19 protein-coding genes are annotated in these 26,069 nt (G+C 68.0%); 11 read left to right on the top strand and 8 right to left on the bottom strand.

The window, feature by feature from the left end; genetic code table 11:
- Positions 1-148: 148 nt before the first annotated feature.
- Positions 149-1,357: an arginine deiminase gene (gene arcA, locus AWC17_RS26085; protein WP_046186613.1), complete on the top strand. Its 1,209-nt coding sequence runs from the start codon at positions 149-151 to the stop codon at positions 1,355-1,357.
- 23 nt (positions 1,358-1,380) lie between these two features.
- On the opposite strand, the gene AWC17_RS26080 is transcribed toward arcA, so the two are convergent.
- Complete coding sequence (locus AWC17_RS26080) at positions 1,381-2,949, bottom strand: dolichyl-phosphate-mannose--protein mannosyltransferase (RefSeq protein ID WP_046186614.1); 1,569 nt, start codon at positions 2,947-2,949, stop codon at positions 1,381-1,383.
- A gap of 25 nt (positions 2,950-2,974) precedes the next feature.
- Here AWC17_RS26080 and rsmI point away from each other — a divergent pair, with 25 nt between their 5' ends.
- Entirely contained in the window at positions 2,975-3,811 is an 837-nt protein-coding gene (rsmI, locus tag AWC17_RS26075; protein WP_046186615.1) for a 16S rRNA (cytidine(1402)-2'-O)-methyltransferase, read from the top strand.
- 3 nt (positions 3,812-3,814) lie between these two features.
- On the opposite strand, the gene AWC17_RS26070 is transcribed toward rsmI, so the two are convergent.
- The 3 genes from AWC17_RS26070 to AWC17_RS26060 are packed head-to-tail and all read right to left on the bottom strand — an operon-like array spanning position 3,815 to position 7,208.
- Positions 3,815-5,068: an aminodeoxychorismate synthase component I gene (locus AWC17_RS26070; RefSeq protein WP_047323791.1), complete on the bottom strand. Its 1,254-nt coding sequence runs from the start codon at positions 5,066-5,068 to the stop codon at positions 3,815-3,817.
- Positions 5,069-5,118: 50 nt separating this feature from the next.
- A complete protein-coding gene (locus AWC17_RS26065; RefSeq protein WP_046185682.1) occupies positions 5,119-6,030 on the bottom strand; it encodes an RNA polymerase sigma-70 factor in 912 nt (303 codons plus the stop codon).
- On the bottom strand, positions 6,027-7,208 hold the full coding sequence (locus AWC17_RS26060; RefSeq protein WP_046185683.1) for an NAD(P)/FAD-dependent oxidoreductase: 1,182 nt from the start codon (positions 7,206-7,208) through the stop codon (positions 6,027-6,029). Before AWC17_RS26060 ends, AWC17_RS26065 begins: the two co-directional genes overlap by 4 nt.
- A gap of 313 nt (positions 7,209-7,521) precedes the next feature.
- On the opposite strand from AWC17_RS26060, the gene AWC17_RS26055 reads away from it, so the two are divergent.
- From AWC17_RS26055 to AWC17_RS26020, 8 genes are all read left to right on the top strand, one after another.
- Positions 7,522-9,144 carry a hypothetical protein gene (locus AWC17_RS26055; RefSeq protein ID WP_046185686.1) on the top strand — a complete coding sequence of 541 codons (1,623 nt, stop codon included), beginning with the start codon at positions 7,522-7,524 and terminating at the stop codon, positions 9,142-9,144.
- Between the two features lie 230 nt (positions 9,145-9,374).
- Complete coding sequence (locus tag AWC17_RS26050; RefSeq protein ID WP_046185687.1) at positions 9,375-11,237, top strand: putative bifunctional diguanylate cyclase/phosphodiesterase; 1,863 nt, start codon at positions 9,375-9,377, stop codon at positions 11,235-11,237.
- Between the two features lie 10 nt (positions 11,238-11,247).
- Positions 11,248-12,924: a hypothetical protein gene (locus AWC17_RS26045; RefSeq protein ID WP_046185684.1), complete on the top strand. Its 1,677-nt coding sequence runs from the start codon at positions 11,248-11,250 to the stop codon at positions 12,922-12,924.
- A 167-nt stretch (positions 12,925-13,091) separates the two neighbouring features.
- Positions 13,092-14,549, top strand: coding sequence for a tyrosine-protein kinase domain-containing protein (locus AWC17_RS26040; protein WP_047323792.1), 1,458 nt, complete (start codon positions 13,092-13,094; stop codon positions 14,547-14,549).
- Complete coding sequence (locus AWC17_RS26035) at positions 14,546-16,024, top strand: O-antigen ligase family protein (protein WP_046185464.1); 1,479 nt, start codon at positions 14,546-14,548, stop codon at positions 16,022-16,024. The genes AWC17_RS26040 and AWC17_RS26035 overlap by 4 nt, the downstream gene beginning before the upstream one ends.
- Positions 16,021-17,034, top strand: coding sequence for a glycosyltransferase family 4 protein (locus tag AWC17_RS26030; protein ID WP_046185465.1), 1,014 nt, complete (start codon positions 16,021-16,023; stop codon positions 17,032-17,034). Before AWC17_RS26035 ends, AWC17_RS26030 begins: the two co-directional genes overlap by 4 nt.
- Positions 17,035-17,050: 16 nt before the next feature.
- The gene (locus AWC17_RS26025) at positions 17,051-17,977 is read left to right on the top strand and encodes an aldo/keto reductase (RefSeq protein ID WP_047323798.1); all 927 of its coding nucleotides are present in this window, start codon (positions 17,051-17,053) and stop codon (positions 17,975-17,977) included.
- Entirely contained in the window at positions 17,974-19,677 is a 1,704-nt protein-coding gene (locus AWC17_RS26020; protein ID WP_046185466.1) for an FAD-dependent oxidoreductase, read from the top strand. The genes AWC17_RS26025 and AWC17_RS26020 overlap by 4 nt, the downstream gene beginning before the upstream one ends.
- A 5-nt stretch (positions 19,678-19,682) precedes the next feature.
- On the opposite strand, the gene AWC17_RS26015 is transcribed toward AWC17_RS26020, so the two are convergent.
- Complete coding sequence (locus AWC17_RS26015; RefSeq protein ID WP_197089814.1) at positions 19,683-20,726, bottom strand: glycosyltransferase; 1,044 nt, start codon at positions 20,724-20,726, stop codon at positions 19,683-19,685.
- An 11-nt stretch (positions 20,727-20,737) separates the two neighbouring features.
- On the bottom strand, positions 20,738-21,604 hold the full coding sequence (locus AWC17_RS26010) for a methyltransferase domain-containing protein (protein WP_141224799.1): 867 nt from the start codon (positions 21,602-21,604) through the stop codon (positions 20,738-20,740).
- A gap of 147 nt (positions 21,605-21,751) precedes the next feature.
- Here AWC17_RS26010 and AWC17_RS26005 point away from each other — a divergent pair, with 147 nt between their 5' ends.
- Positions 21,752-22,627, top strand: coding sequence for a hypothetical protein (locus AWC17_RS26005; protein WP_046185469.1), 876 nt, complete (start codon positions 21,752-21,754; stop codon positions 22,625-22,627).
- A 36-nt stretch (positions 22,628-22,663) separates the two neighbouring features.
- Here the strand turns inward: AWC17_RS26005 and AWC17_RS26000 are convergent, their stop codons facing one another.
- Entirely contained in the window at positions 22,664-24,607 is a 1,944-nt protein-coding gene (locus AWC17_RS26000; protein ID WP_047323794.1) for a glycosyltransferase, read from the bottom strand.
- Positions 24,604-26,067 (bottom strand): oligosaccharide flippase family protein, encoded by a 1,464-nt coding sequence (locus tag AWC17_RS25995; protein WP_046186299.1) that lies wholly within the window; start codon positions 26,065-26,067, stop codon positions 24,604-24,606. The genes AWC17_RS26000 and AWC17_RS25995 overlap by 4 nt, the downstream gene beginning before the upstream one ends.
- Positions 26,068-26,069 lie beyond the last annotated feature (2 nt).

Here is a 26,069-nt window from a genome sequence, read left to right as displayed (position 1 = left end):
CATCCCGCCAACCGGACTCACACCAGCAAAATCCACACCGACCAGCGTAAGTCCACTTAAGCAGATAAGCAGTACATCCGTTCGATGGCCCGGTCCGTGCGAGGGCGTGTACCGGGACGGTCGACTCCGGTGCGGCTACGGTTGTGGTGTGGTTGAGCTGGGCACCGATTCCGAGGTGGGAGCCCTGCGTGTCGTCATCCTGCACCGCCCCGGCGGCGAGCTGCGGCGGCTCAATCCGCGCAACATGGATCAGTTGCTTTTCGACGGGTTGCCCTGGGTCGCACGCGCGCAAGACGAACACGACCAGTTCGCCGAGCTGCTGCGTTCCCGCGGCGTGCAGGTGCTGCTGTTGTCGGACCTGCTGGCCGAGGCGCTGACGCACAGCGGGGCCGCGCGGATGCAGGGCGTCGCCGCCGCCGTCGACACGCGCCGGCTCGGAATGTCGTTGGCGCAAGCGCTTTCGGCCTACCTGCGGGGACTGGACGCGGGCAGGCTGGCCCAGGTGCTGATGGCCGGCATGACGTTCAACGAATTGCCGTCGGACATCCGGACCGACGTGTCGCTGGTGTTGCGCATGCACCACGGGGCGGACTTCGTCATCGAGCCCCTGCCCAACCTGGTGTTCACCCGTGACTCGTCGATATGGATCGGCCCGCGGGTGGTGATTCCCACGCTGGCGCTGCGCGCCCGGGTGCGCGAGGCGTCGCTGACCGATCTCATCTACGCCCATCACCCGCGATTCACCGGGGTGCGGCGCGCCTACGAGTCGCGCACCGCGCCGGTCGAGGGCGGCGACGTGCTGCTGCTCGCCCCCGGTGTGGTGGCGGTCGGGGTGGGCGAGCGCACCACCCCGGCGGGCGCGGAAGCGTTGGCCCGCAGCCTCTTTGACGACGACCTTGCGCGCAAGGTGCTGGCCGTGCCGATCGCCCAGCGGCGCGCGCAGATGCACTTGGACACGGTGTGCACGATGGTCGACACCGACACCGTGGTGATGTACGCCAACGTTGTCGACACGCTCTCGGCTTTCACGATCGAGCGCACACCAGACGGCGTGGCCATCAGTGACGAAGCGCCGTTTCTGGAGGCCGCCGCCAAGGCGATGGAGATCGACCAGCTACGCGTCATCGACACGGGGCTGGACCCCGTCATCGCCGAACGGGAGCAGTGGGACGACGGCAACAACACCTTGGCGTTGGCGCCCGGCGTTGTCGTCGCCTACGAGCGCAACGCGCAGACCAACGCCCGCTTGCAGGACGCGGGCATCGAGGTGCTGACCATCGCGGGGTCCGAACTGGGCACCGGCCGTGGCGGCCCCCGCTGCATGTCCTGTCCCGTCGCCCGGGATCCGGTGCGATAGCGGCAATCTCGGCGCGCCAGAAACTACCGCCAGCTGGGCAGCCAGATCTCCATGTCCCACGTCTGCTGCGAAATCGGCAGGCCGGTGAGTACCGGAAACAGCCAGGCGAAGTTGGTCACCACCAACGCAACGTAGAAGCAGACGGCGATCAGCCCCAGCGTGCGTCGTTCCGAGCTCAGACCGCGGGCTCGGCCTGGCGGGTAAAGGATGTCCCCGCAAATCAACGCAATCCCCATCACCAGGAACGGCGCCATGGTCGCCGCGTAGAAGAAGTACATCTGCCGGTCGATGTCGGCGAACCAGGGCAGCCACCCGGCGCAATAACCGGTCAGCACAACGGCGTAACGCCAATCGCGGCGAACGAACGTACGCCAGCACGCGTAAAGCAAGACCGGCACCGCCAGCCACCACATGGCCGGAGTGCCCACCAGCATCTCCGCCTTGACGCACGACTGCGCACCGCACCCGGAAACGTTCTGCTGATCGATCGCATACAGCACCGGCCGCAACGACATCGGCCAGCTCCACGGCTTGGACTCCCACGGATGGTAGTTGCCGGCGGCGTTGGTCAGGCTTTTATGGAAATCGAAAGCCTTGGCGGTGTAATGCCATAACGAGCGGATGGCATCGGGAAGAGGGACCACCGAATGGGGGCCGATCGACTGGCCCACCTCGTGTCGATCGATCGCCGTCTCGGACGCGAACCACGGCGCGTAACTGGCCATATACACCGCGAACGGGACGAGCACCAGCGCGTAAACGGTGGGAATCAGGTCACGCCGCAAAACTCCCCGCCACGGGCTAATCACCTGGTACTGGCGCCGCGCCGCGACGTCGAACGCCAACGACATCGCACCGAAGAACAGCACGAAATACAGCCCGGACCATTTTGTCCCGCAAGCCAATCCGAGCAGCACGCCGGCCGAGAAGCGCCACCAGCGCACCCCCAGCCGCGGGCCCCACACCGTCTCGGCGGCGCGCCCCTCCAGCAGCGCCACGTGCATGCGCTGGCGCACCTGATCTCGGTCGACGATGAGAGCGCCGAACGCCGCGACCACGAAGAAGGTGAGGATGCCGTCGAGCAAGGCGGTCCGCGAGGCGACGAAACTGACGCCGTCGCAGATCACCAGCACCCCGGCGATGGCGCCGACCAGCGTCGAGCGGCTGATCCGCCGGACGATCCGCATCACCAGCACAACCAGCACCACGCCCAGCAGGGCGCCGGTGAACCGCCAGCCGACGCCGTTGTACCCGAAGATCGCCTCGCCGATCGCGATCAGCTGCTTGCCGACCGGTGGGTGGACCACCAGGCCGAACCCGGGGTTGTCCTCCACCCCGTGGTTGTGCAGCGCCTGCCAGGCCTGCGGCGCGTAATGCTTCTCGTCGAAGATGGGTGTGCCGGCATCGGCCGGCGAACCCAGGTTGAGGAATCGGGTGATAGCTGCCAGCACGGCGATCACGCCCGTCACGACCCAGCCGCGAATCTGATCGGTCGGCCCGAAATCGGCCACCGGAACCATCGGTCCCGGGCTGACGACGGGCACGACACGCTCCTGGCCGGCGACCGGGGTTTCGCGGGGCGGGGCGGACATCGGTGTCGATCGTAGGCTGTCCGTCATGACCACTGGCCGCCTGTTGCTGGCCGCGACCCCGTTGGGCCAGCCGTCGGACGCCTCGCCTCGCCTGATCGACGCCCTCGCCCACGCCGACGTGGTGGCGGCCGAGGACACCCGGCGGGTGCGCACCCTCGCGAAAGCGCTGGACGTCACCATCAGCGGCCGGGTGATCAGCCTGTTCGACCGGGTCGAGGCGGCCCGGGTGGACTCCCTGATCGCCGCGCTGGAGGCCGGCGCGACGGTGCTGGTGGTCAGCGATGCCGGGATGCCGCTGATCAGCGACCCCGGCTTCCGGCTGGTCGCGGCGTGCGTGGAAGCCGACCTTCCGCTGACGTGTCTCCCCGGCCCGTCGGCGGTGATGACCGCGCTGGCCCTGTCTGGTTTGCCGGCGGAGAAGTTCTGCTTCGAGGGTTTCGCGCCGCGCAAGAAGGCCGCACGGCGGACCTGGCTGGACTCGCTGGCCGACGAGCGGCGCACCTGCGTGTTCTTCGAATCGCCCCGCCGGTTGGCCGCGTGCCTGCGCGACGCTGTCGACCAACTCGGCGGTGCCCGGCGCGCCGCGATCTGCCGGGAACTGACCAAGGTGCACGAGGAGGTGGTGCGCGGATCGCTCGACGAGCTGGCGGCGTGGGCGGACGACGGGGTGCTTGGCGAGATCACCGTCGTGCTGGCGGGCGCCACCCCGCGCGCCGACCTGCCGTCGCTGGTCGCGCAGGTGGAGGAGCTGGTCGCCGACGGGGCACGTGTCAAGGACGCCTGCGGTGAGGTGGCCGCCGCGCATCCGGGGGTGCGCTCGCGCCAGCTTTACGACGCGGTCCTGCAATCGCGCCGCGGGTGAAGGTCAGCCGGCCGAGAACGCGGCCGCGATGCGCGGTTGCCCGACGACGGGTGAGGCCTTGTGCAGGCATTCGGCCCATTCAGCGTCGGGATCGGAGTCGGCGGTGATCCCTCCGCCGACGCCCAGCACGGCGCCCCCCGCGGCGTCGAACTCGACCGTGCGGATGGCGACGTTCAATTCACACCCGGCCACAGGTGAGGCCAAACCGATTGTTCCGCAGTATATTCCGCGACGATGAGGCTCCCATTGCGAAAGCAGTTGACGGGCCCGGTGTTTGGGTGTGCCGGTGACCGAGGCCGGCGGGAAGGCGGCGTCCAGCAGCGCCGACGTCGGCAGTTCGACGGGAACCCGCGCCGACACGGTGGAGACCAGGTGCCACACGCCCGGGGCGCGCCGCACCACCAATAACTCGGGGACCGTGACGGTGCCGACGATCGCCACCCGGCCGAGATCATTGCGGACCAGGTCCACGATCATGATGTTCTCGGCCACCTCTTTCGCCGACGCCCGCAGCGCCGACGGCCAGGCATCCAGGGGCAGGGTGCCCTTGATCGGGCTGGACGTCACGAGCGTCCCGCGCCGCCGCAGGAAGAGCTCCGGGGACAGCGACGCCACCGCGCCCCACGGCCCGGCGACGTAGGCCGCCCGCGCCGGGGAGGTGCGTGCGATGGCGTCGGCGAAGAAATCCAGCGCGTCGCCCGTGACCGTCCCGGTGAATTGCGTGCACACACACGCCTGGTAGACCTCGCCCGCGCGGATCGCCTCCAGGCAGTTGTGCACGCCGTCGCGGTGCGCCGCCCGGTCGGCGGGGCCCCAGTCGATGCGGCAGTCACGCGCCGGCGGCGGCGCCGTCGCCAGCGCGGCGGCCAGCCAGTCCGGCATCGGCGCGCCGGACAGGCTCTCGTACCACCACCGCCCGTCCCGGTCGCGACGCAGCACGCAGTCGGTCCATCCGCCCGCGGCTTCGGGGATCCGGTTCGGTGCGTCGTCGGCGCCCGGATCGGGATAGGAAAGGTAACCGATCCAGCCGCCGCCCACCGCTGGTGAGTCGAGCGCCTGCGAGTTCAGCTGGACCGCGAAGGCGGCGTCGGCATCGACCGGCTGCGCTGACACGCTCGGGGCGATCACCGCCAGCGCGCCGAACCAGTCGCCGCTCAGCCCGGCCGGCGGCGGCAGACCGAGGCGTGCCGTGGCGTCGCCCACGGCGCGCAGCACCTGGGGTGCGGCGCCAAGGTCGCCGAGCCGGTCGATACGCACCGCCCTAGCTTGACAGAACGGCGAATTTTCGCCCTGCGCGCGTCGCTCGCCTACCCCCGGCTGATGTCGCGGGCGGTCGCCAGGGCCGCCAGCTTGTCCGGGTTGCGCGTCACGTAGAAGTTCGTGATCTTGTCATCGGCGATTTCCAGCGTGATCACCCCCTCGAGGTGATCGCCGAGGTAGAGCAACACGGCCGGGGCGCTGTTGCAGGTCACCATCTCGACGCGGAACTCCCCGAGCACCACCGCCTTGCGGATCAGGCCGACGATCGCCCGGGCCACCCGCTCGGCGCCCACCACCGGCCGGCGCGCCGCCGACACCTTGCCGCCGCTGTCCGCCGTCCAGGTGGCGTCGGGGGCGAGCATCGTCATCAGCGTCTCCACGTCACCGCTGGCGGCCGTCTGAAGGAACTGGGCGATGATCTGCGCGTTGCGCTGCGGGTCGACCGCGTCGAACCTCTTCCGCCGCGCCCGCACGTGTTCGCGTGCCCGGTGCGCCACCTGACGCACCGTCGGCGCCGGCCTGCCCACCGCCTCGGCGATCTCGCCGTAGTCGAAGCCGAACACCTCGCGCAACACGAACACCGCGCGCTCGTCGGGGCTCAGCGTTTCCAGCAGGACCAGCATCGCCATCGAAATGGATTCCGCCAGAACGACATCGGCCGAGGGATCCTGCTCGTCGAGGAGCAGCGGCTCGGGCAGCCACGGCCCCACGTACTCCTCGCGCCGGCGCGCGTCGGCGCGCAGTGCGTTGAGCGCCTGGCGGGTCACCAGCTGGGCCAGGTAGGACTTGGTGTCGCGCACCGTCGACAGGTCGACCGCCGCCCACCGCAGATAGCTGTCCTGCAGCACATCGTCGGCCTCGGTGGCCGAGCCCAGCATCTCGTAGGCGATGGTGAACAGCAGCGGCCGCAGCACGGTGAACCGTTCCGCGTGCTCACTGCCGGCGGGCGGGCGCGTCATCGCAACGCGATCTCGGCCGGCGCCTGCGCGGGCCGCTTACCGCCCTTGATCCAGCGGTAGGACCCCGGCTTGGCGGCCTCGCGGCGGATGGCCCACAGCGTCCCCTTGCAGATGGCCTCTTTGATGGACGCGGCGGTCCGGCCGCCCAGCGCCATGTTCACCGGTGTGTCGTCGGTGCGCGCCAACTGCAGAGTGCCGTAGGAGCGGCCCAGGCTGATGCACTGACCGACGAACGCCTGGCTGAGCAGGGCGGGGGCGGTTCCGGAGATGCGGCTGAGCACGGTGTTGGCGGCTTGCGCACCCAGCGGTCCGGCGGCCTGGCAGCTCATCCGCAGCGGCTGTCCCGACGGCGCGGCCGCGTCACCCGCCGCGACGACGTAAGGATTGTCGACGCTGGTCAGCGTCTCGTCGGTGAGCAGCCGGCCCAGCGCGTCCGTGCTCAGCCCGCTGCGCGCGGCCAGGTCCGGAACCGCGAATCCCGCCGTCCAGATGGTCGCCGCGCTGGGCAGCACGGCCCCGTCGCTGAGCACCACCGCGTCCCACCGCACCTCGGTCACCGTCGCAGATTCCAGCACGTTGACACCGAAACCCCGCAGTCGCTTGGCGACGGAACGCCGGCCCCGCTTGCTCAGCGACGGGCCGAGCTCGGCGCCGCACACCAGGGTCACCTGCCGGCCCTGTTCGGCCAGCTCGGAGGCCGTTTCGATGCCGGTCAGCCCGCCGCCGACGACGGTGACGGGTGCGGCCAGCGGCAGGTCGGCGAGCGCGTAGCGCAACCGCTGCGCGCTTTCCAGGTCGGCTATCGCGTAGGCGAAGTCCGTGAACCCGGGCACGGTCGCCGGCTTCGCGCCGGTGCTGCCGACCGCGTAGATCAGGTAGTCGTAGTCGAGCTCGGCACCCGAGGACAGCAGGACGCGCCGGGCGGTGGCGTCGATGCGGTCGACGGTGTCGACGACCAATCGGATCCCGTCGCCGAGCAGCGTCGCATAGTCCGCGGTCGCGGCGCCGGTGTCGGCGACCAACTGGTGCAGACGGATTCGCTCGACGAAGACCGGCCGGGGGTTCACCAGCGTGATGTCGATGTCCGGACGCTGCCGTAGATGGTTCGCGGCCAGGGTTCCGGCATATCCGCCTCCGACCACGACGACATGAGTTTTCTGGGCGGCTACCTCGGTCATTGCTGTCTCCTGTTCTCACGGGCCTGATGCCCTTGAGACACCGCGGGCCGCTAGAGCGTGACAGCCCCGCCCACATTGTGACGCGTGTCACGGGGGCGGCTTCCGGGGCCGGGCCGCACTGCGTCGGAGCGGGCGGACGCCCGGGTCGTGCGTGTTAGGCTGCGCTACGCCAATTCGTGACCAGCCCCGCGTTAAACACACGCACCAGATAACCCAGGCAGTATGGGGCCACTTCAGTGTGCATCGGTGTGTGTTGGGAGAAGCAACCGTGAAGACGAGGAAGAGCGCGCTGGCCGCTGTCGTATGCACGGCGATGGTGCTGAGCGGATGCGGTGGCAAAAGCGATCCCGGGCCGTTGTCCGCGATGGTCAGCCCGGCCATTCCGCCCACCGCTCAGGAGATCCCCAACCCGCTGCGCGGCCAATACGAGGAAGGCTTGAATCCGCTTTTCCCGCAAGGCAATTCCGCTCAGCAGCGGTACGCCGCCTGGCCCGCGTCGTATGACGCCAGCTTGCGGGTTTCGTGGCGGCAGTTGCAGCCCGTCGACCCGCGCACGCTGCCCCCCGATGCCCCCGACGATCGCAAGTTCGACTTCAGCGTGATCGACGACGCGCTGACGAAGCTCGGCAGCCGAAACATGCGGCTGACCCTTGGCGTGTACGCCTACACATCCTGTTGCAGCGATTCCTATCCGGACAACACCAATATTGCGATTCCGGACTGGATCCGCTCAGCGGCCACCAGCTATCCCGCGAAGCCGAACAGTCCCGCGCCGGGTGTCGCACAGGTCGTCCCGAATTGGAATGACGCCGACTACCTCAACGCCTTCGGGCAGCTGCTCGCCGCGCTCGGGCGGCGCTATGACGGCGACGAGCGCCTCAGCGTGTTCGAGTTCTCCGGGTACGGCGATTCCGGCAAGACCAGCCTGGCGTACTTGCGTGACGCGCTCGGCGCGCCGGGCCCCGCGCCGGACGACAGCGTGCCGAAGTTGGGCTATTACAGCCAGTTCCGCGATCAGAGCATCACCAAAGCGTCCATCGGGCAACTGGTCGCCGCGAACGTCGGCGCGTTCGGCCATACGCAATTGGTGGTCACCGCCGAGAATCCGGAAATCGTCCGCGAATTGCTCGCCGACGACGTGACGAAGAAACTGTCCGCGCCGGTCGGCATCCGCGCGGATTGCCTTGGGGTGCAGGCGCCCCTGCCGGAATGGGCCGAGTCCGGCGACTCGCACTACGTGCGGTTCAACGACGCGGTCGTCAACACGATCAAGCAGCGGCTCACCTCGGCACTGATGATCAGCCAGTGGTGCCGGTTGCCGAACGGGACCGACCCGCGGTCGTACTACGAGAAGGCCCTGCACGACGTCGTCAGGTATCACGTCTCGATGACATCGAGCGCCAACTTCCCCGACCGGGATGCCACGTCGGCGATGGATCCCAAGCTGTATCTCCTCTGGGCCAAGGCGAACACCGCTGCCGGTTACCGGTACTCGGTGGAGGCAAAGCCGGGATCGCAGTCGATTCAGGGCAAGGTGGCTTCCATTTCCGTCATCTGGACCAACTACGGCTCGGCTGCGGCCACCGAGCAATGGGCGCCCGGCTACAAGCTGGTCGACTTCTCGGGAGCGGTGGTCCGCAGCATTCCGGCGACGGTCAATCTCAAGACGCTGGTTCACGACGACTCCAGCCAGTCACGCGAGGAGGCGGTTCCGGAGTCGTCCACCGAGTCGGTGCGGGTCGACGTGACGGGCCTGGCGCCCGGGCACTACACCCTGCGCGCGTCCGTGGAGTGGCAGCAGCACAAGCCGGCCGCGTCACACGTGGTGAACTATGCGCCGATGGCGCTGGCCCGCGACGGCCGCGACGGCTCCGGTCTCTACCCGATAGCGACACTTGATATAGCGAGCGACGCGGCGTCGGCCAACGGTCAATGACCCCCCACTGACGCCGCACTGACGCGCAGCGGCCCTTGGCGACTGGCCCCCTCGCGCCGTCGACCAGCGTCCGCCAGATGTTGTTCGTTAGCCCTGATGGAGTGGGTCCTGCGTGATACGTTTTGCTGACCAATACCCACTGTGACCTGCCCGGGTCCGCATACACCCGGAGTCCGCCACCGAGACCGTCCCCCGCCCGGCTGGGATGCATGCCCGTATCGGAGGAGACCGTGCCGCGCAGCCTGGACCTGGTCGTCACCTCCGTTGCCACGCAGCTGATGGAGGCCACGGCGGCCACGGCCACCCTGGTGAGTGAGAAGGTGCTCGCGCAACTCGTCGAGCAGTTCGACGTGGACGCCAGCTTCCTGCGACACCTCGACCCGCACACCCGGACCTCGGCGCTGGTTGCCGAGTGGCCACCCCGAACGGACGCCGCGGACCCGGATCCGACGGCCTTCGCCCAGCTGGACATCGCCGAGTCGGTGCTCGCACAGTGCGGGCACGGGCGCAAACCGGTGGTGATCCGGCCTGCGCAGGCCAAACGCTATTTTCGGCGCCGGCCGGGCGAGGCCAAAGTGGCGGCCTCGCCCTCGGTGGCCGCCGCGCCCCTGGTCTCGGGTGAGACGACCACCGGTTTGCTCGGCTTCGTCAAGTTCGGCGCCCGCAAGTGGGAGCAAGCAGAGATCAACACGCTCGAGGCCGTCGCAGCGCTGTTTGCGCAGCTGCAGGCGCGCCTCGCGGCCGAAGAAAAGCTTCGCTATCTCGCCGAGCACGACGATTTGACCGGCCTCTACAACCGTCGCGCGCTGGTCGCGCACCTGTCCGAACGGCTGTTGACGGGACGCCCCGGACCCGTCGCAATCATGTACCTCGACCTCGACCGGCTCAAGCCGATCAACGACTACCTCGGCCACACCGCCGGTGACTGGTTCATCCGGGTCTTCGCCCAGCGCATCCGGATCTGCGCTCCGAACAGCACCATCGCCCGGTTGGGCGGTGACGAGTTCGTCGTCGTCCCCGACCAGCCGATGTCACCGGAGGCCGCGGAGTCGTTCGCCCGTCGCCTCTCGACGATGCTGTGCGAGCGGCTGGCCATCGGCGGCCACGTGATCAGCCGCACGGTCAGCATCGGGCTGGCGGTGGGCGTTCCGGGACGGGACAACTGCACCGACCTGCTCCGTCGCGCCGACGAGGCCGTGCTGACAGCGAAACGTGGCGGCGGCAACCAGATTGCGGTGTCCACCGATGACATGTCCCTCAAGCGCGCGTTCCGCAACGACATCGAGCTGCATCTGCAAGGCGATATCGGCAGCGAAGCGTTGCTGCTGCACTACCTGCCCGAGGTTGACCTGTCGACGGGCGCCGTCGTGGGCGCCGAGGCGCTGGTGCGTTGGCGGCACCCGATCTGGGGGCTGCTGCTGCCGGATTCGTTCATCGGGATCGCCGAATCGACCAACCTGGCGATGGAATTGGGCCGCTGGGTGATGCGCAGTGCGTGCGCCGAATTCGGTCGCTGGCAGGCCAATGGCGTCGGCCGGGGAGCCGTCATGCGGATCAACGTGTCGCCCATTCAGCTCATCACCCGTGGGTTCGTGCGCGACGTCGCCGACACCATCGACGAGTTCGGCATCGACGCCGGCTCGGTGTGCCTGGAGATCACCGAGCGCGCGGTGGTGCACGACATCGATACGACTCGAAAAACCTTGGCGGAGCTCAAGGAAGTCGGGGTCCAGCTGGCCATCGACGACTTCGGCACCGGTTATGCGGTGTTGTCGCACCTGAAATCCCTGCCGGTCGACATGCTCAAGATCGACACCGGTTTCGTGCGCGACTTGGGTAACAACGCAGGTGATCTCGCGATCGTTCGCGCCATCATCGGGCTGGCCGAGGCATTCGGTCTGGAAGTGGTTGCCGAGGGAGTTGAAACACCTGCCGCGGCAATGACTTTGATACAGCACGGGTGTCGCCGGGCGCAGGGTTTCCTGTTGTCGCGCCCGGTCCCCGGTGATGCGATGGAAGCCCTACTGTCCGCGCGCTGGTTGCCGATGCCGTTTTTGGCCGACAGCAAGGCGTTGCCGACGGGCACCATCTAGCATCGCACCGATGGTCCGAACATTCAGACAACGCGTGGCGGCGATCGTCGCCTGCGCGGCGTTGGCGCTGAGCGGATGCGGTGGCCACGGCGAACCCGATCCGTTGTCCGCCGTGATCAGTCCCGCCATACCGCTGGGCGTGCAGGAGATATCGAATCCACTGCGCGGCCAATACGAAGACCTCCTGATGCCACTTTTCCCGCAAGGCAATTCCGCTCAGCAGCGGTATCCGGCGTGGCCGGCCTCGTACGACGCCAGCTTGCGCGTTTCATGGCGGCAGCTGCAGCCCACCGATCCGAATACGCTGCCCCCCGACGCTCCCGACGATCGCAAGTTCGACTTCAGCGTGATCGACGACGCGCTGACGAAGCTGGCCGCCCGGAACATGCGGCTCACCCTTCGCGTGTTCGCCTACAACTCGTGTTGTGACGCCACCTATGCGAACAACACGAACATCGCCATCCCCGACTGGATGCGCGCCGCGTCCACCAGCTATACGGGGCCGCAACGGTACTGGTGGACACCCGGCGTGGCACACGTGGTGCCGAACTGGAACGACCCCGCGTACCTGAACGCCTTCGGGCAGCTGCTCGCCGCGCTCGGTCGTCGCTACGACGGCGACGAGCGGCTCAGCGTTTTCGAGTTCTCCGGTTACGGGGACTTCAGCGAGAACCACATCGCCTATCTGCGCGACACACTCGGTGCACCGGGTCCCTCACCCGAAGAGAGCATCGCAAAGCTGGGTTACTACAGCCAGTTTCGCGATCAGAGCATCACCAAAGCGGCCATCGGACAACTCGTGGCGGCAAACGTGAACGCCTTCCCCCACACCCAATTGGTGACCACCGCGCTGAACCCGGAAATCGTCCGCGAGCTGCTCGCCGACGACGTCACCAAGAAAGTGGCCGCGCCTGTCGGCATCCGCTCGGATTGCCTCGGCGTGTACGCGCCGTTGCCCGTATGGGCCGAGTCGGATGGCTCGTACTACGTGCACACGAAAGATCGGCTCGTCAGCCAACTGAAAGACCGGCTGGCCTCGGCGCTGGTGATCACCGAATGGTGCCAGTTGCCCGATGGAACCAAGCCGCGGGCCTATTACGAAAAGGGATTGCGCGACGTCGTGAAGTATCACGTGTCGATGACGTCGAGTTTCAACTTCCCGGCCGTGGATTCGAGCACTCCGATGGACCCGGCGTTGTACCTACTGTGGGCGCAAGCCAACGTCTCGGCGGGCTATCGATACTCCGTGGAAGCGCGGCCGGGATCGCAATCGTTTCGCGATCGCGTGGCGACCATATCGGTGGTTTGGACCAACTACGGCGCCGCCGGCGCAGTCGAGAAGTGGGTGCCCAGCTACCGGCTGGTGGATTTCTCGGGCGCGGTGGTCCGCACGCTGCCGACAGCCGTGGCCTTGAACAAACTGGTGCCGTCCGCGCAGAACTCGGATAACCAACCGGTCCCGGCGTCGTTCACCGAGTCGGTGACCGTCGACCTGGCGGGGTTGGCGCCCGGGCACTACACGCTGCGCGCTTCCGTGGATTGGCAACAGCACAAGCCGGACGTGTCGCACGTGGTGAACTATCCGCCCATGCGGCTGGCGCGCTCCGGACGCGACGAATCCGGGGGGTATCCGCTCGCAACGCTCGACATACCGCGCGATGCGCTGACTTCCGCCCCGCGCCACTGATCGTGGCCGCCAGCAAATGCGTCGATCGCGCGGACGGCAACTCATTGCGATTGGGACTGTGCTGCATGGAGATGCTGCATAATGTGCTGCACCGGGCTTTGCGCGGAGGGTGCAAAGCAAATCAATTCGACGCTATTTGCGTGGCGTCGTTCCAGAGAGGTTAGTGGATGGATTTCCGCACCTTTGTCCGGACTCTGCTCACGCACTGGAAACTCGCCTTGGGGGCGTTGCTGGCGTGCACGATCGGCGCCGCGGCGGTCACGGCATTGCAGACGAAGCATTACCAGTCGACGGCCACCATCCTGATTTCGTTTCCCGGCGCTACGGACCTCACCGAGTTGTACAACGGCACGCTGACCGCGCAGGAACGGTTGTCGTCCTACGCGCAAATCGCCGGCGGACGGACGGTGGCCGAGCGCGCGGTCAACCAGCTTCAGGTCCCGATCAGCGCCGACACCCTGGTGACCCAAACCCAGGTGAAATACACTGCCAAATCCCAGCTTTTCACGATCACCGTCAAAGACACCGACCCGAACCGCGCCGCGGCGCTGGCGGGAGCGATGGCCGATCAGTTCGCCGCGCTGGTGCCGACTCTCGGTGCGACGACGGGTCCGAACGGCCGGCCCGTGCCGGTGACCCCGGGCCAGCGGCCTGATGTCGGCGAGCCGACTCCGCCGCCGACCCCACCGTCGGAGGCGCCCGGCCAACCGGCCGCCAAACCCTTGCCGGTGGCCAGGGCGCGGGTGGTGGAGGCGCCCCGGGTGCCCGATCACCCCGTCACGCCGGTGCCGGTGCGCAACATGGCGATGGGGTTCATCGCCGGAATCCTCCTGGCCATCGCGGTGGCGGTGGCCCGTGAGGCCAGCGATCGCACGGTGCGCTCTCGGGAGAAGTTGGAACAGCTTTCGGGCCTGCCGACTTTGGCCGAACTACCCGGCAGGCGGGGGAACACACCGCGGTTCGGCGTCGACTCCGCGCTCGACGACGCCGTGCGGGGCTTGCGCGCCCGGCTGCTCAGGGCGGTGGGGCCCGAGGCCCGCCGAGTGCTGGTGGCGGCGCCCTTCGGTGGGGAGGGAACCACGACCACGGCGCTGAACCTGTCGCTGGCACTGGCGGAAATCGGCGAAGACGTGCTACTCGTCGAGGGCGATACGCGCCGGCACGTGATCGCCGGTCTGCTGCGGGTCGAGTCGGGGGAGGGACTGGCCAACGCGCTGGCCAACCCAGAGGTCGCCGCGGAAGCCGTGAAACCCACGCCGATCGCCAAGCTGTTCATCCTCGCGTCGCGGTCCGCCCGCCGCGAAACCCCGCCCTGCAGCGCGTTTCTGCCGGAGGTGATCGACAGGGTGCTGCTGGACTTGTCGTCACGTTTCGACCGGATCGTGGTAGACGGCCCGCCGGTGCTGGCGACGCCGGACAGCGGCCTGCTGTCAGGCGCCGTGTCGGCCACCGTGTTGGTGGTGCGGGCGCGCCGGACTACCGCCGACGAACTCAACGACGCGCTGACCGCCCTTCGCTCGGCCGGCGCGCAGGTCGTCGGCACCGTGCTGACCGACGCGCGGCCGTCCCTGCACATCAAAGCCGCAGCCAAGACCTACCGGGCGAAGGTCAGCAGGCCAACGTGATCCCGTACCTGCCCGGTCGCCATCGCCTCGCGGTAGATGGCGTCCTGCTGGCGGTCTTCCTGTTCGGGTGCTTCATCTTTGGAGTGCTCTCGGTGCGGCGAACCACCGAGGGGGCGTTGCTGATCGCCGCGACGTTCTGCCTGGTTCTGTACTGGGTAAAACGCGAGGGGATGGCGGGGGTGACGCTGTTCCTGGCGTTCGCGGCGCTTCCGGAAGGTTTGCACGTCGGCAAAGTGATTGGGCCGGTGGCGATCTACGTGTACCAGGTGGCCGCGGTGCTGGCGATCGGCTACCTCATCCCGATCGTCAGGCCGCGGTTCAAGGATTTCCTGCTGCCGGGGATGTTCGTGTTGACGGTCCTGTACTTCACCGTGGTCGGGTTTCAGATGGGACATGACACCACGATGGTGCTGCATGAATCGACGACCTTGATCGAGATGGTCATCGGGTTCGTGCTGGCGCTCTTGATCGTGTACGCCGGTTACCTCAAGTTCTGCATGCGCGTGATGGTCGTGACGCTGTGGTTTTCGGCGGCCATGGCGATTTTCAGTTCGTTGCATGCCATCCGGCTGGCCGGCCGGGCCGAAAGCCTGGAGGGGGCCACGGGTGCCGGCCAGGCGCTACGAATCGTCCTGTCCACCCAAACGCCGGCCACCGCCGCGCTGACCGCTCTGGTCGCCGCGTCGATCATCGGCCGCGTCCGGCCCGTGACGTACCTCGCCTTCGGGCCGCCGGCGTTGATCATCTCGTTGCTGGCCTTCTCGCGGAACACGCTGATCGCCGTGGCGGTGGGTGCGACTGTCGCCTTCTTCGCCAACTTCGGCTGGCGGGCCCTGCGCCGTTCGGCCATCGTCGCCGCGGTCAGCGCGGGCGTGGCCGCGCTGATATTGCCGGGATCGCTGTTTTTGCTGCAGCATTCGGAGGCGGGGTCTTGGCTCAGTGATCAGTTCACCGCGTTCAATCAGCGGGTGTTCGGCGGGGTTTCGGCTAGTGCGCTCGCCACCGACGAATCGACGCTTGACCGGCTGCGGGAAGTCGCCCGACTCAACGCCGCGATCGCGCAGGCACCGGTGTTCGGCCATGGCCTGGGCTATGCCTACCAGCTGCCGTCCGGAAACGATCCAAAGGCCTTCGCCTGGACGCTGGGCCCCACCTACTCCCACCTCTTCTACCAATGGTGGCTGGCCAAGGCCGGGGCGGTGGGTATGGCCGCGTTCGCGTGGTTCGCGTTGACACCGATTGTCAGGGCGCTGCGCTGCGCGACGGTGCCGGCGAAGATCAGCGCGGCGGTCTGCGCCGGTCTGCTCGCGATATCCGCCGTCTGGCCGCTGCCCGAAATGCCCATGGACGCACTGGCATTGGGTCTGACCCTCGGAACGGCCATGGGATTCGCCGGCCTACGGCGCCGGAACCAGGAAGCGGTCCATGCGGACGCCGACCCCGCACCGGCGCTGGTTGCTGTTGGCCGAAAATGATTGCGGTCACGCACGTCGGGCCCGACATGTACAGCTTCGGCGGGACGCAGTCGGTAATCCGAGTCATCCGCGACAACAGCATCGGCGCCGACGAGATCCGCGTCCTGTCGACGTGGAACGGACGCCACCACGCCAAGAACCTGTTGCTCACCGCGCGCGCGGGGGCGGCGCTGGCTCGGGCCCCGCGCAGCAGCATCGTGCACTTCCATATGTCGAATGGCGGCGCCTGGTTGCGCGAAGGGCCGCTGATTCGACTCGCGAGGGCGCGAGGTTTCCGGACCATCGTCACCATCCACGGCTCCGACTTTCCCCAGTTCTCCCGGTCGCACCCCCGCTTCGTGGGGGCCACGCTGAGGAAGGCGGACCATGTCATCGTCTTGTCGGAGGAAGCGCGCGCCGCCGCGAAATGGGTTGCGCCCTCGGTGGCGGTGTCGGTCGTGGCCAACCCGATCGCCATCGACCGAGACGCGCCCGGAGCCGGCTCGACACCGCCCGTGGTGCTATTCGCGGGCACCATCGGTCGCCGCAAGGGTGTCGACACGCTGGTCGCGGCGTGGCGGCTGCTCCTCGCCCAGGGCATCGAAGGGCGTTGTCGCATAGTCGGAGTCGTCGACGATTACACGCCGCCGCCAACGGAGCGTCTGACCGTCGAGCCCCCGGTACATCCGGACGAGGTGCGTGAGCTGCTCCGGTCGGTCCGCGTGGTGACGCTCCCGTCGTGCGCCGAGGGAATGCCGATGATCCTGACCGAGGCTCTCGCCGGCGCGCGACCGTTCGTGGCGACCCCCGTCGGCGGTACACCGGAGCTCGCGTCGGACCCGGGCATGCTCGTCCCCGTCGGTGACGCGCCCGCGTTGGCGGCGGCGATCGGCCGGTACTTGCGCGACCCGGATTTGGCCGAGCGTGACGGGCGGCGGGGTCAGGAACACATAGTGGCGACGCGGAGCCCGCAGATCATCGACGCGGAGTTGCGCAAGATCTACGAGGGTTGCGGTGTTGGAGCAGGTTGAGCTCGAGGGACCGCGGTTGAGGGTGAGTGCGGTGGGCTTCGGATGCGGCGCTTTGATGCAATCGCCGTCCCGCAAGGAACGGATGGCCGTGCTGGGCGCCGCGGTGGACAACGGCATCACACACTTCGACACCGCGCGGATGTACGGGCTGGGAAGGGCGGAGGCGGAGCTCGGGGCGTTCCTGCGGACCGTCCCGCGCGACACCGTCACCGTCGCAACCAAATTCGGTATCGATGTCGGCGGGGTTGCCCGGCGCCTCGGCCGGTTTCAGGCTCCGGCTCGCGCACTGCTGCGCAAGGCGCCGGCGCTTCGGCGCGCCGTCAAGCGGCAGCAGGCGACACCAGGGACGGGCCGCGTTTACGACGCGGCCACCGCGACCCGCAGTCTCGACGAGAGTCTCGCGGCGCTGGGGGTCGACTACGTTGACATTTTGTTTGTCCACGGGCCGCAGCCGGGAGACACCGTGGCCAGTGGTGAGCTGCGCCAATTCTTCGAACGCGCCCGCCAGCAGGGAAAGATTCGCGCCTGGGGCGTCTCGCAGGACGAGGGGCTCGAGGTGGATTTCGCCGAGGCATTCGCGCCCGAGGGGGTGAGCCAGGTGCGCGCCGACCTGCTCAATCCGTCGCCGCGCCCGGCGGATCTCGCGTTCGGTGTGCTGCAACGGTCGTACGCGGCGCTCTCGGCAGCGCTGCGGGTCGACCCGCACTTGGCGGGACGCTGGCGCGAGGCACTCCACCTCGATCCGCTCGCTCCCGGTGTGTTGCCAAAGCTGATCCTGGGCTCTTCCGCCGCCGCAACGGGTTGCCGTGCAATCCTTTACAGCACCACCAACCCACGACGGGTCGCCGAAGCCGCCGGCGCCGTCTCGGCGCCGCCGGACGCGGAAACCCTGGCGCGGTTCCTCGCCCTCGTCGCGGAGGTGCGCGGGGGTGCTGCCGCGTGATCCGTGGACCGCGGGATTTCGGCCCCGACACGACGATCGAGACCGACGTGGTGGTCGTCGGGGCTGGCGCGATCGGCATCGCGACGGCGCTGGAACTCGCGCGATCCGGCGTCCAGGTGGCGCTGATCGAAAGCGGACTGGAGCGCAAAGACGAAGCGGCCCAAGAGTTGTCCGCGCTTGATTCACGGCAGGACGACGACCTCCATGCGCGTGGTGAGCTGATGATTCGTCGGCAGGTCGGCGGGACCACGGCGCTCTGGGGTGGCCGCTGCGTCAAGTTCGACCCCATCGACTTCGAGGACCGCCCGCTCACCGCGCAGGCGCCCTGGCCGATCCGGTATGAGGACGTCGAGCCGTACCTGCAACGGGCCTGTGATTGGGCGGCGTGCGGGCGGGCGGCATTCAACGCGCGCGATATCCCGGAGCTGGCGCACCGAGACATGATCGCCGGGCTCCCCGACGGCGACGTGCGCACAACCGATCTCGAGCGCTGGGCCTTGCCGACGCGTTTCGGGCGCGAGTACCGGAGCGCCCTGCGCGACGCCCCTTCCCTCACCTTGTGGACCGGGCTCACCTGCACCGAAATAGTGACCACGCCGGCCGGTGACTCCGTCGACCACCTCGTGATCAAGACGCTCGACGGCCGCCGGGGGAGAGTGGTCGCGGCGGACTACGTCATCGCGACCGGCGGTTTGGAGGCCACCCGCTTGCTGCTCGCATCGGACCGACACCATCCGGCGGGGCTGGGAAACGCGGGCGGCCACCTCGGACGCTGGTACATGTCCCACGTCGAAGGCCGGGTCGCGCGCGTGCAGTTCACCACCGATCAGGTCAGCTACGCCTACGAGCGGGACAGCGACGGGGTGTACGTCCGCCGGCGCTTCACCCTCGACCCGCGCCTGCAGCGCGAAGCCGGGTTGCCGAATGCCGCTGTGTGGCTGGTCAATCCGCCGATCAGCGACCCAGGCCACGGAAGCGGGATCCTGTCCGGGGTCTATCTCACGCTGATCTCCCCGGTCGGCCGGTTCCTGCTCGCGGAGGCCATCCGCGCCAAGCACACTCATACCGACGGCCCGCCGCAAATCCTCGCGCACCTGCGCAACATCGTGCGTGACCTGTTCCCGTCGATCCGCTTCGCGCTCACGTTCTCCTACGCCCGGTTCTTCCGCAGGGGCCGCAAGGCGCCGGGCTTTTTCGTGAGGAGCGCCGACAATCGGTATCTGCTGCACTACCACGGCGAGCATCTCCCGCACTGGGAAAGCCGGGTCGAGCTCGCCGACGACCGCGACGCCCTCGGCATGCGCAGGATCCGCACCCATATCCGCTTCTCCGACACCGACTACGAGAGCGTGCGCACGGTCATCGCCGCCATCGATGAACACCTTCGCCGCCACGCTGCCGGACGCGTGGAATGGCTGACCGAGGACGTCGAGGGTTCGGTACGCGAGTTCTTGGGCGGTCACGCCGGCTACCACCAGGCCGGAACGACGCGCATGTCGAGCACTCCGGAAGGCGGCGTCGTCGACTCGGACCTACAGGTCCACGGCGTGCGCGGGTTGTACGTGGCGAGCACATCGGTCCTGCCGACATCGAGTCAGGCCAACCCGACGCTGCTCGGAATCGCGCTGGGCGTCCGGCTCGCCGACCGCCTCAAGAAGGCGCGAAGGGCTTGCGGGCGTCCAGATTCCAGGACTGCTTGAGCAATTCAGCGGCGACTGGCCAGCACCTCGGCGATGATATCCAGAAACCGCTCGGCGACGATGTCGACGTCGCAGTGCTGGGCGTAGTAGCGCGCCGCCTCGGCGCCGCGCTGCGCCGCGGCGGCCGGGTCGGCCAACAGGTCGAAGGCGGCGGCGACTCCGGCGACGTCGTCGACACCGATCGGCGGACAGCCCGGCGGCTGGTACTCGGGCAGACCACCGGCCGTGGACACGATCGGCATCACCCCCAGCTGCATCGAGAGCACCTGCACGCCGCTTTGTGACGCGCGCCGGTAATGGGAGACCGAACCTTTCGCCGCGGCCAGTGTCGGGATGACATCGGCGTAGCGGTAGCTGCCGTTGCGCCAGCGTGTGTGTTTGGGCAGCGCGCCGGCGTCCAGTGACCCGTCACCGATGAGCACCAGGTTGTCACCGCGCCAGCCGCCGCCGACGATGTGGCGCTGCCACGCCTCGAGCACCACGTCGACGTTCTTGTAGGGGTTGAGCCTTCCGAACATGACGAAGTCGCGGCGTCCTTCGGGTCCCACGAACGGTGGAACCCGGTGCGGGTCAATATCACTGGCGAGCGGCACGACATGCACGGGTGTGCCGGCGACGTCGCGGCGCGCGGCGACGGCTGCCGCGACGTACTCGCTGTAGGTGATGGTGGCCGCCGAGCGGGCGCCCCACCGGTCGAATACCGCGCGTTCGTAGGACGGAACCTGTTCGCCGGGGTCGTGCGGCTGGTCGTCGTGCACCACCTGGATGCGGGGAACCCACCCGGCCAGCGCGATCCAGCGTGGATCGCGGACGATCTCGGCGATGACGACGTCGGGCCGGTACTGCCGGATGCGACGCCAGGCCTTCAAGGTGGGGGGCCAGGTCGCGGCCGTCTTGAACCGCGGATCGAGCACCAGCTCGTAATCGCGGGCGGCATCAGACTCCGGGTGCCGGTCGGAGGTCACCAGTAGCACGTCGGCGCCTCGCCGCAACAGCCCTTCGGCCTGCACCCGCACCGCCGGCCGCGTCCACGGTGAAAGCCAAAGCACCCGCGGCGATTTCATTGCTCTTTGTCGGCCTGTAGGAAGACGTCGGCGTCGGTCCACATCCGTGTCTGAAGCGCGCGTCGTGGGAAGCCCTCCAGAAGGCTGGTGATGCGCGGCGAGGCGAGCAGTCGCCAGGCCAGCGGATTGATTTTCGCCCGTGTCCAGATGTGCAGACCCATGCCCCCGAGCTGCCACCACCGTGTCTTGGAGGTGTGGAACTGCATGCCGAATTGCTTTCCGATGAACTCCAAAGTCGACTTCTGATAGAAGGTGATGTGCTGGCCGGTGGCAAAGGCGTAATACATCCATTCCTCGGGAGGCGGGGGCCCGCCGTCAAACACTTCGGTCGTGAAAACGATCGTGTCGGTGCCGGTGGTCTCCAGCAGTTCGGCAACGAATCCGACCGGGTCGGTGAGATGCTCCATCACTTCGAAGGCGGTGACGGCCGTGTACGGCGGTCCGGGGCCCGCGTCCGCCTCGAAGCCTTGCGCGGTCAGGTTGGGCGAGTGCTTGTCGGTCCAGTAGTAGTCGAAGCCGATGTCCCGCATGAGGCGGGTGAAAACACCGTAACCCCCGGCCGCGTCGAGGAACCGGCCGCGGCGATCGAACAAGAAGTACAGCAGCACCGACATCGCCCGCGCGAGGTACTGATTGCGCCACAGCATGGTGGTGTCCGCCGCCGCGATGGGGCTCGCATAGGCCTCATCCAGCCAATACGGCTCTTCGGTTTGCAGGCCGCCGCAGTTGTCGCAGAAGTAGTACTTGCAGTCGTATCTGGCGAGAACTTTGTGCGTGAACGCCAGACTGGTGCGGGAACTGCAGATGCGGCACAGCACGCCTATCAAACCCTCCCGAGCATGTCCCGCGCCTTGAGCAGACACCCGAGGGACAATGGAGAACCTACGGCACGTTCAATGCTATGGGCAAGCGAAACAGCCCCGAATTTCGGCGCGGACCGACGTTGTGTACCACCGCTATTCATCGAACGCAGGGGATGCTCGCGTATTGCCGTGATAGCTTTGTTTTCAATGGCCAGAAGTGCTACACCGCCGCCGAAAGAATCGCTCCGGCAGAAGATCCGGCGCATTCTCGGCAGTGAAACGCGGGACCAGCTCAAGGATCTGATCCTCTTCGATCATTCCCAGTCGCTGAAGGTGAACCATCCCAACCCGCTCAACCGCGCGGGCAAGAAGTGCTTTTCGGCCACCGACGAGGACGGGATAACGCTGGAGATCCTGCGCCGGATCGGCCGGCTCGAGGGCGGAGTGTTCGCCGAGTTCGGGGTTGGCGACGGGACGGAGAACAACACCCTGATCCTTGCCGCCCTGGGCTGGAAGGGCTTCTGGGTCGGGGGACAGGACCTGGCTGTCGCCGTCGAGGACCACCCCCGGTTCACCTACGAGAAGGCGTGGATAACCGCGGACAACATCCTTGCGCTGAGCCGGTCCTGTCTGCGGAGGATCGACGCCACACAGATGGACGTGATCTCCCTCGATCTGGATGGCAACGACATCTACCTTGTCGAGAAAATCCTGGCCGACGGCATCCGTCCCAAGCTGTTCATCGTCGAATACAACGGCAAGTTCCCGCCGCCGGTGAAGTTCCAGATCGCCTACGACCCCGATCATGTGTGGCAGTCCGACGACTACTTCGGGGCCTCGCTGAGCAGTTATGCCGCGCTGTTCGCCCGCTTCGACTACCGCCTGGTGTGCTGCAACTCCCACTCGGGTTCCGACGCGTTCTTTATCGACACCGCCCTGTCCGAGTACTTCGCGGACGTGCCGACGGACATCGGGCAGATCTACGTGGAGCCCAGGTACTTCCTCTACGGCGGGTTCGGGCAGCACAAGACGTCCCCCCGCACGGTGGCGAAGATCCTCCGGCAGCATCCCGACGAGCGGTAACGTCGCGCCCCGAAAGTCGTCGTCACCGAAGCGCTTTCACAGCACCGCGTTGATCGCGTCGAGATAGGCGTCGGTCATCGCCTCGACGGTGTAGTGCTTGCGCATCCGCTCGAAGCCGCGACGTCCGACCGACGGTAGCGCGTCCGGGTCCGCCAAGATCCGGGCCAGGCTTTCCCGCCATCCCGACACCGATACGGGCTCGACCAGGAACCCGGCCCTGCCGAAGTCGAGCATTTCCGGTACCGCGCAAACCGCCGACGCCGCAACGGGAACCGCCCGAGCCATCGCCTCGAGAATCACCAGCGGGAACGCCTCGGACCGGCTCGGGACACACAGCAGGTCCGCGTCCGCGAACGCGGGCCCGGGGCCGGCCGACCGGCCCCGCCACTGCACCCGATCGCGCAAGCCCGCTGGCGTACGTGCCTGCAGCCTCTCGCGATCCGGGCCGTCACCGAAAATCGAGAGCCGCCAGGGCATGTCGGGGAGGTCGCCGAGCGCCTCGATCAGCAGGTGCGGGTTCTTGTGCTCGACGATGCGCGACAGCATGACCAGGTGCAGCGGCTCACCGGCGGTCCGGCTCCGAGGGGCCGGGTCGCCGGCGAGGGCAACGCCATTGGGCGCGACGAACCGCCGCCCCCAGAGCCGATGCTGGGCGACCAGCATGTCCCAATGCCGTTGCGCCAGAACGATGAAACCGTCGGCGCGCCGCATGGCGGCGGTCAGCGGCCGTGAGTAGATGGGCCGGTCCTCCTCGGGGGGCACATGCGGAGCGACCAACCAGCGTCGGCCGGCCGCGGCCGCACGCCACAACGTGGCGAATCCCGCCTCCGTGTTGGTGTCGGCGGTGATGAGCACCGCGGGACCCTCGGGGATGTCGACGACCGGCGCCCACCAGGGCTGGCGCACCACGCGCACGGTGTCCGGAATCTCGGAGATCATCGGACCGAACCGTTGCACGCAGACAATGGTGACCGAATAGCCGCGACGATCCAATTCGGTTGCCAGCAAAGCCTTTTGCCGCTCGGCGCCACCGTAGACCAGGCGGTTGGTGGTGATCACGATGGCGGGCAGGTCCGCGCGCCGGCCGACGTGAGCGGTCCGCGGCGATCGCTGGAACCGCCCGAGCATCGTGGTGCCGGCCAGATACACGTCGGCGTGGTGCACGCTGCGTTGGTGCTCGAGCAGCAGCGCGGTGTTGGCTCGCGCCAGGTCGCGCATGCGGCGTTCGGCGGGGGTGTCCTCGTCGGCTCGGACGAGGGCGCGGTCGACGCCGAGTTCGTCGGCCAGCAGCATCCGCCAGCCCGCCGCACGGGCCCGGGCCTGCCAGTCGGCGGCCGCGCCGAAGCGGAGAAACTCTTCGTCGAAGCCACCGATGGTGTTCCACGCCGCGCGGTTGATCGCCAGGCAGGTGGCGTCCAAATCGCCGTCGATGCCGCGGGATTCGGCTGGCCGGCGGGCGTAGAGGCGTGTGATCGGCGAGCCGCGTCGCGCGCAAGGGGAACCCGCGGCCAGCTCGCGAACCAGGGTCCGGCGTCGGGTCGCGATGTCCCACGGCGCCCAGCCGGGTGCGGTGTCGTCCCGCGCCATCGGCGAAACCGCGGCCACCCCGGGCTGGCGCAGCAACTCGCGGGTGCGGGTCAACGGTCCCAGCACGCGGGCTCCGACGTCGAGCAGCAGCAGATCGGCGTCGCTCGGGGCGTGCTCCGCCAGCGCGTTAAAGGCCTCGGCGAAGCCAACTTCCGCCGCCCCTGACGCCCAGTGGACCCCCGGGTGCCGGGAGGCGAGGTCCGGGCAGTCGCTGTATGCGTAGACGTAGACCGGCAGCTCGGGCAGCCGCTCGGCGACGCCGTTCAGGCACGTCTCGAGCGTGTCGCGGTCGCTGTCGGCGACGATCAGCACCGCAAGCGACCGCTTGGGCGGCAGTGCGGTCGTGCCGCCGACCGGGCCCTTGAGATACTGCCGATCCAGCTCCCGCTTCATGCCGCCAGCTGATCTCGGCGCAAGGAGGCCAAGTCCGACCAACGCAGCGGGCCCACCGCCGCGCTCGTGGCCAGATAGGCGGCGGCGGCGAGCGCCAGAACGAGAACCACGTGGTGACCCCAGAGCAGCAGTGTCACTGCGACACTCGCTCCCGTCGGTATCAGCACCCGCAGCAAGAACATCACCGGCGTACGGTAACCGCAGTGCCGGCGCAGCCACCAGCTGCTGAACACCATGTTGAAGAACTCCGTGCACACCAGCGCGACGCCGGGGCCGACGGCGCCGTACCGCCCGGCGAGGGCGACATTGAGCGCGACGTTGAGCCCTAGGGTGGCAACCGTCAGCCAGAGCAAGGTCCGCTGGTGATGGCTGGCGACCAAGCCCTGGCCCAGGGTGCCGCTGACGAACCGCAGTGCCGCCGCGACGAACAGCAACGCCAGCGTGGGCGTCCCGCGGGCGACGAACGCCTTGTCACCGAATAACGCGATCAACGGTCCGGCCAACAGTACGCCGACGACCGCGACCGGGACCGCCACGAAGTACATCAGCTCCACGCTGCGGCGCAGGAAGCCGGCGAACGCGGCGACGTCACGCGCGAACAGTTCGGTGGCCGTCGACAGCGTCGACTTGAGGAAGACCAGCGACACCACGATGGTGTTGAACGCGATCGTGAAGGCCAATCCGTACACGCCCACCTCGGCGTGGGTGCTCAGCAGAGACAGGATCACCCCGTCGGCACGGCAGTACAGGAGCCCGACGACCAGAAACCCCATCAGCGGCAGGCTTTCCCGCAACAAGTCGGCGGCCTCCCGCGGGGCGAAGACCGGGCGCACCGAGATGGTGCGCATCGCTGCGGCGCCCTGGATCAGCAACTGCAGGGCAGGCGGAATGAGTTGCGCGACAGCGAACCAGATGACGTCCGCCCGCTGCGCGACCAGGAAGGCGACCATCCCCAAAGCGCCCAGCCGACCGGCCACGTCGGAGATGGCCACCGCGGAGAACCGCACGGTGGCAAGGAACACCGGCTCGAACCGCGTCGTCATGGTCTGCATGAGCAGCGCCCCCGACAGCACGACGAGCATCACTCGCACGTCGGTGTCGCGATAGATGAGCAACCCCGACCCGGCCGCCAACAACGCGAGCGGAACGCAGTAGATCAGGGCCATGCCGCTGTTCACGCGCACCAGGCGCTCGAGGTCGCCCTGGCCGGAGGTCACGCGGCGCACGATCACGGTGGCGATGCCGAGATCGGCCAGGCTGGTCCACATGGCGATGAAGAGCACGGCGATGGAGAACTGGCCGTAGCGTCCCGGACCCAGGTAGCGCGCGGTCATTGCCACCGCGACCACCGAGGCCAGCATTCCCAGTGCCCGGCAGATCAGTTGGATCGAGAACGCGTGAGCCATCCGCGAGAGCGGCACCGATGGGACGACCGCACCAGGCGTCGTCGGCTCAGTCATGA

It is taken from the genome of Mycobacterium nebraskense, from assembly GCF_002102255.1.
Taxonomy (GTDB): domain Bacteria; phylum Actinomycetota; class Actinomycetes; order Mycobacteriales; family Mycobacteriaceae; genus Mycobacterium; species Mycobacterium nebraskense.
Note: the sequence above shows the minus strand (reverse complement) of the source record. Positions and strands in the feature narration are given on the sequence as shown.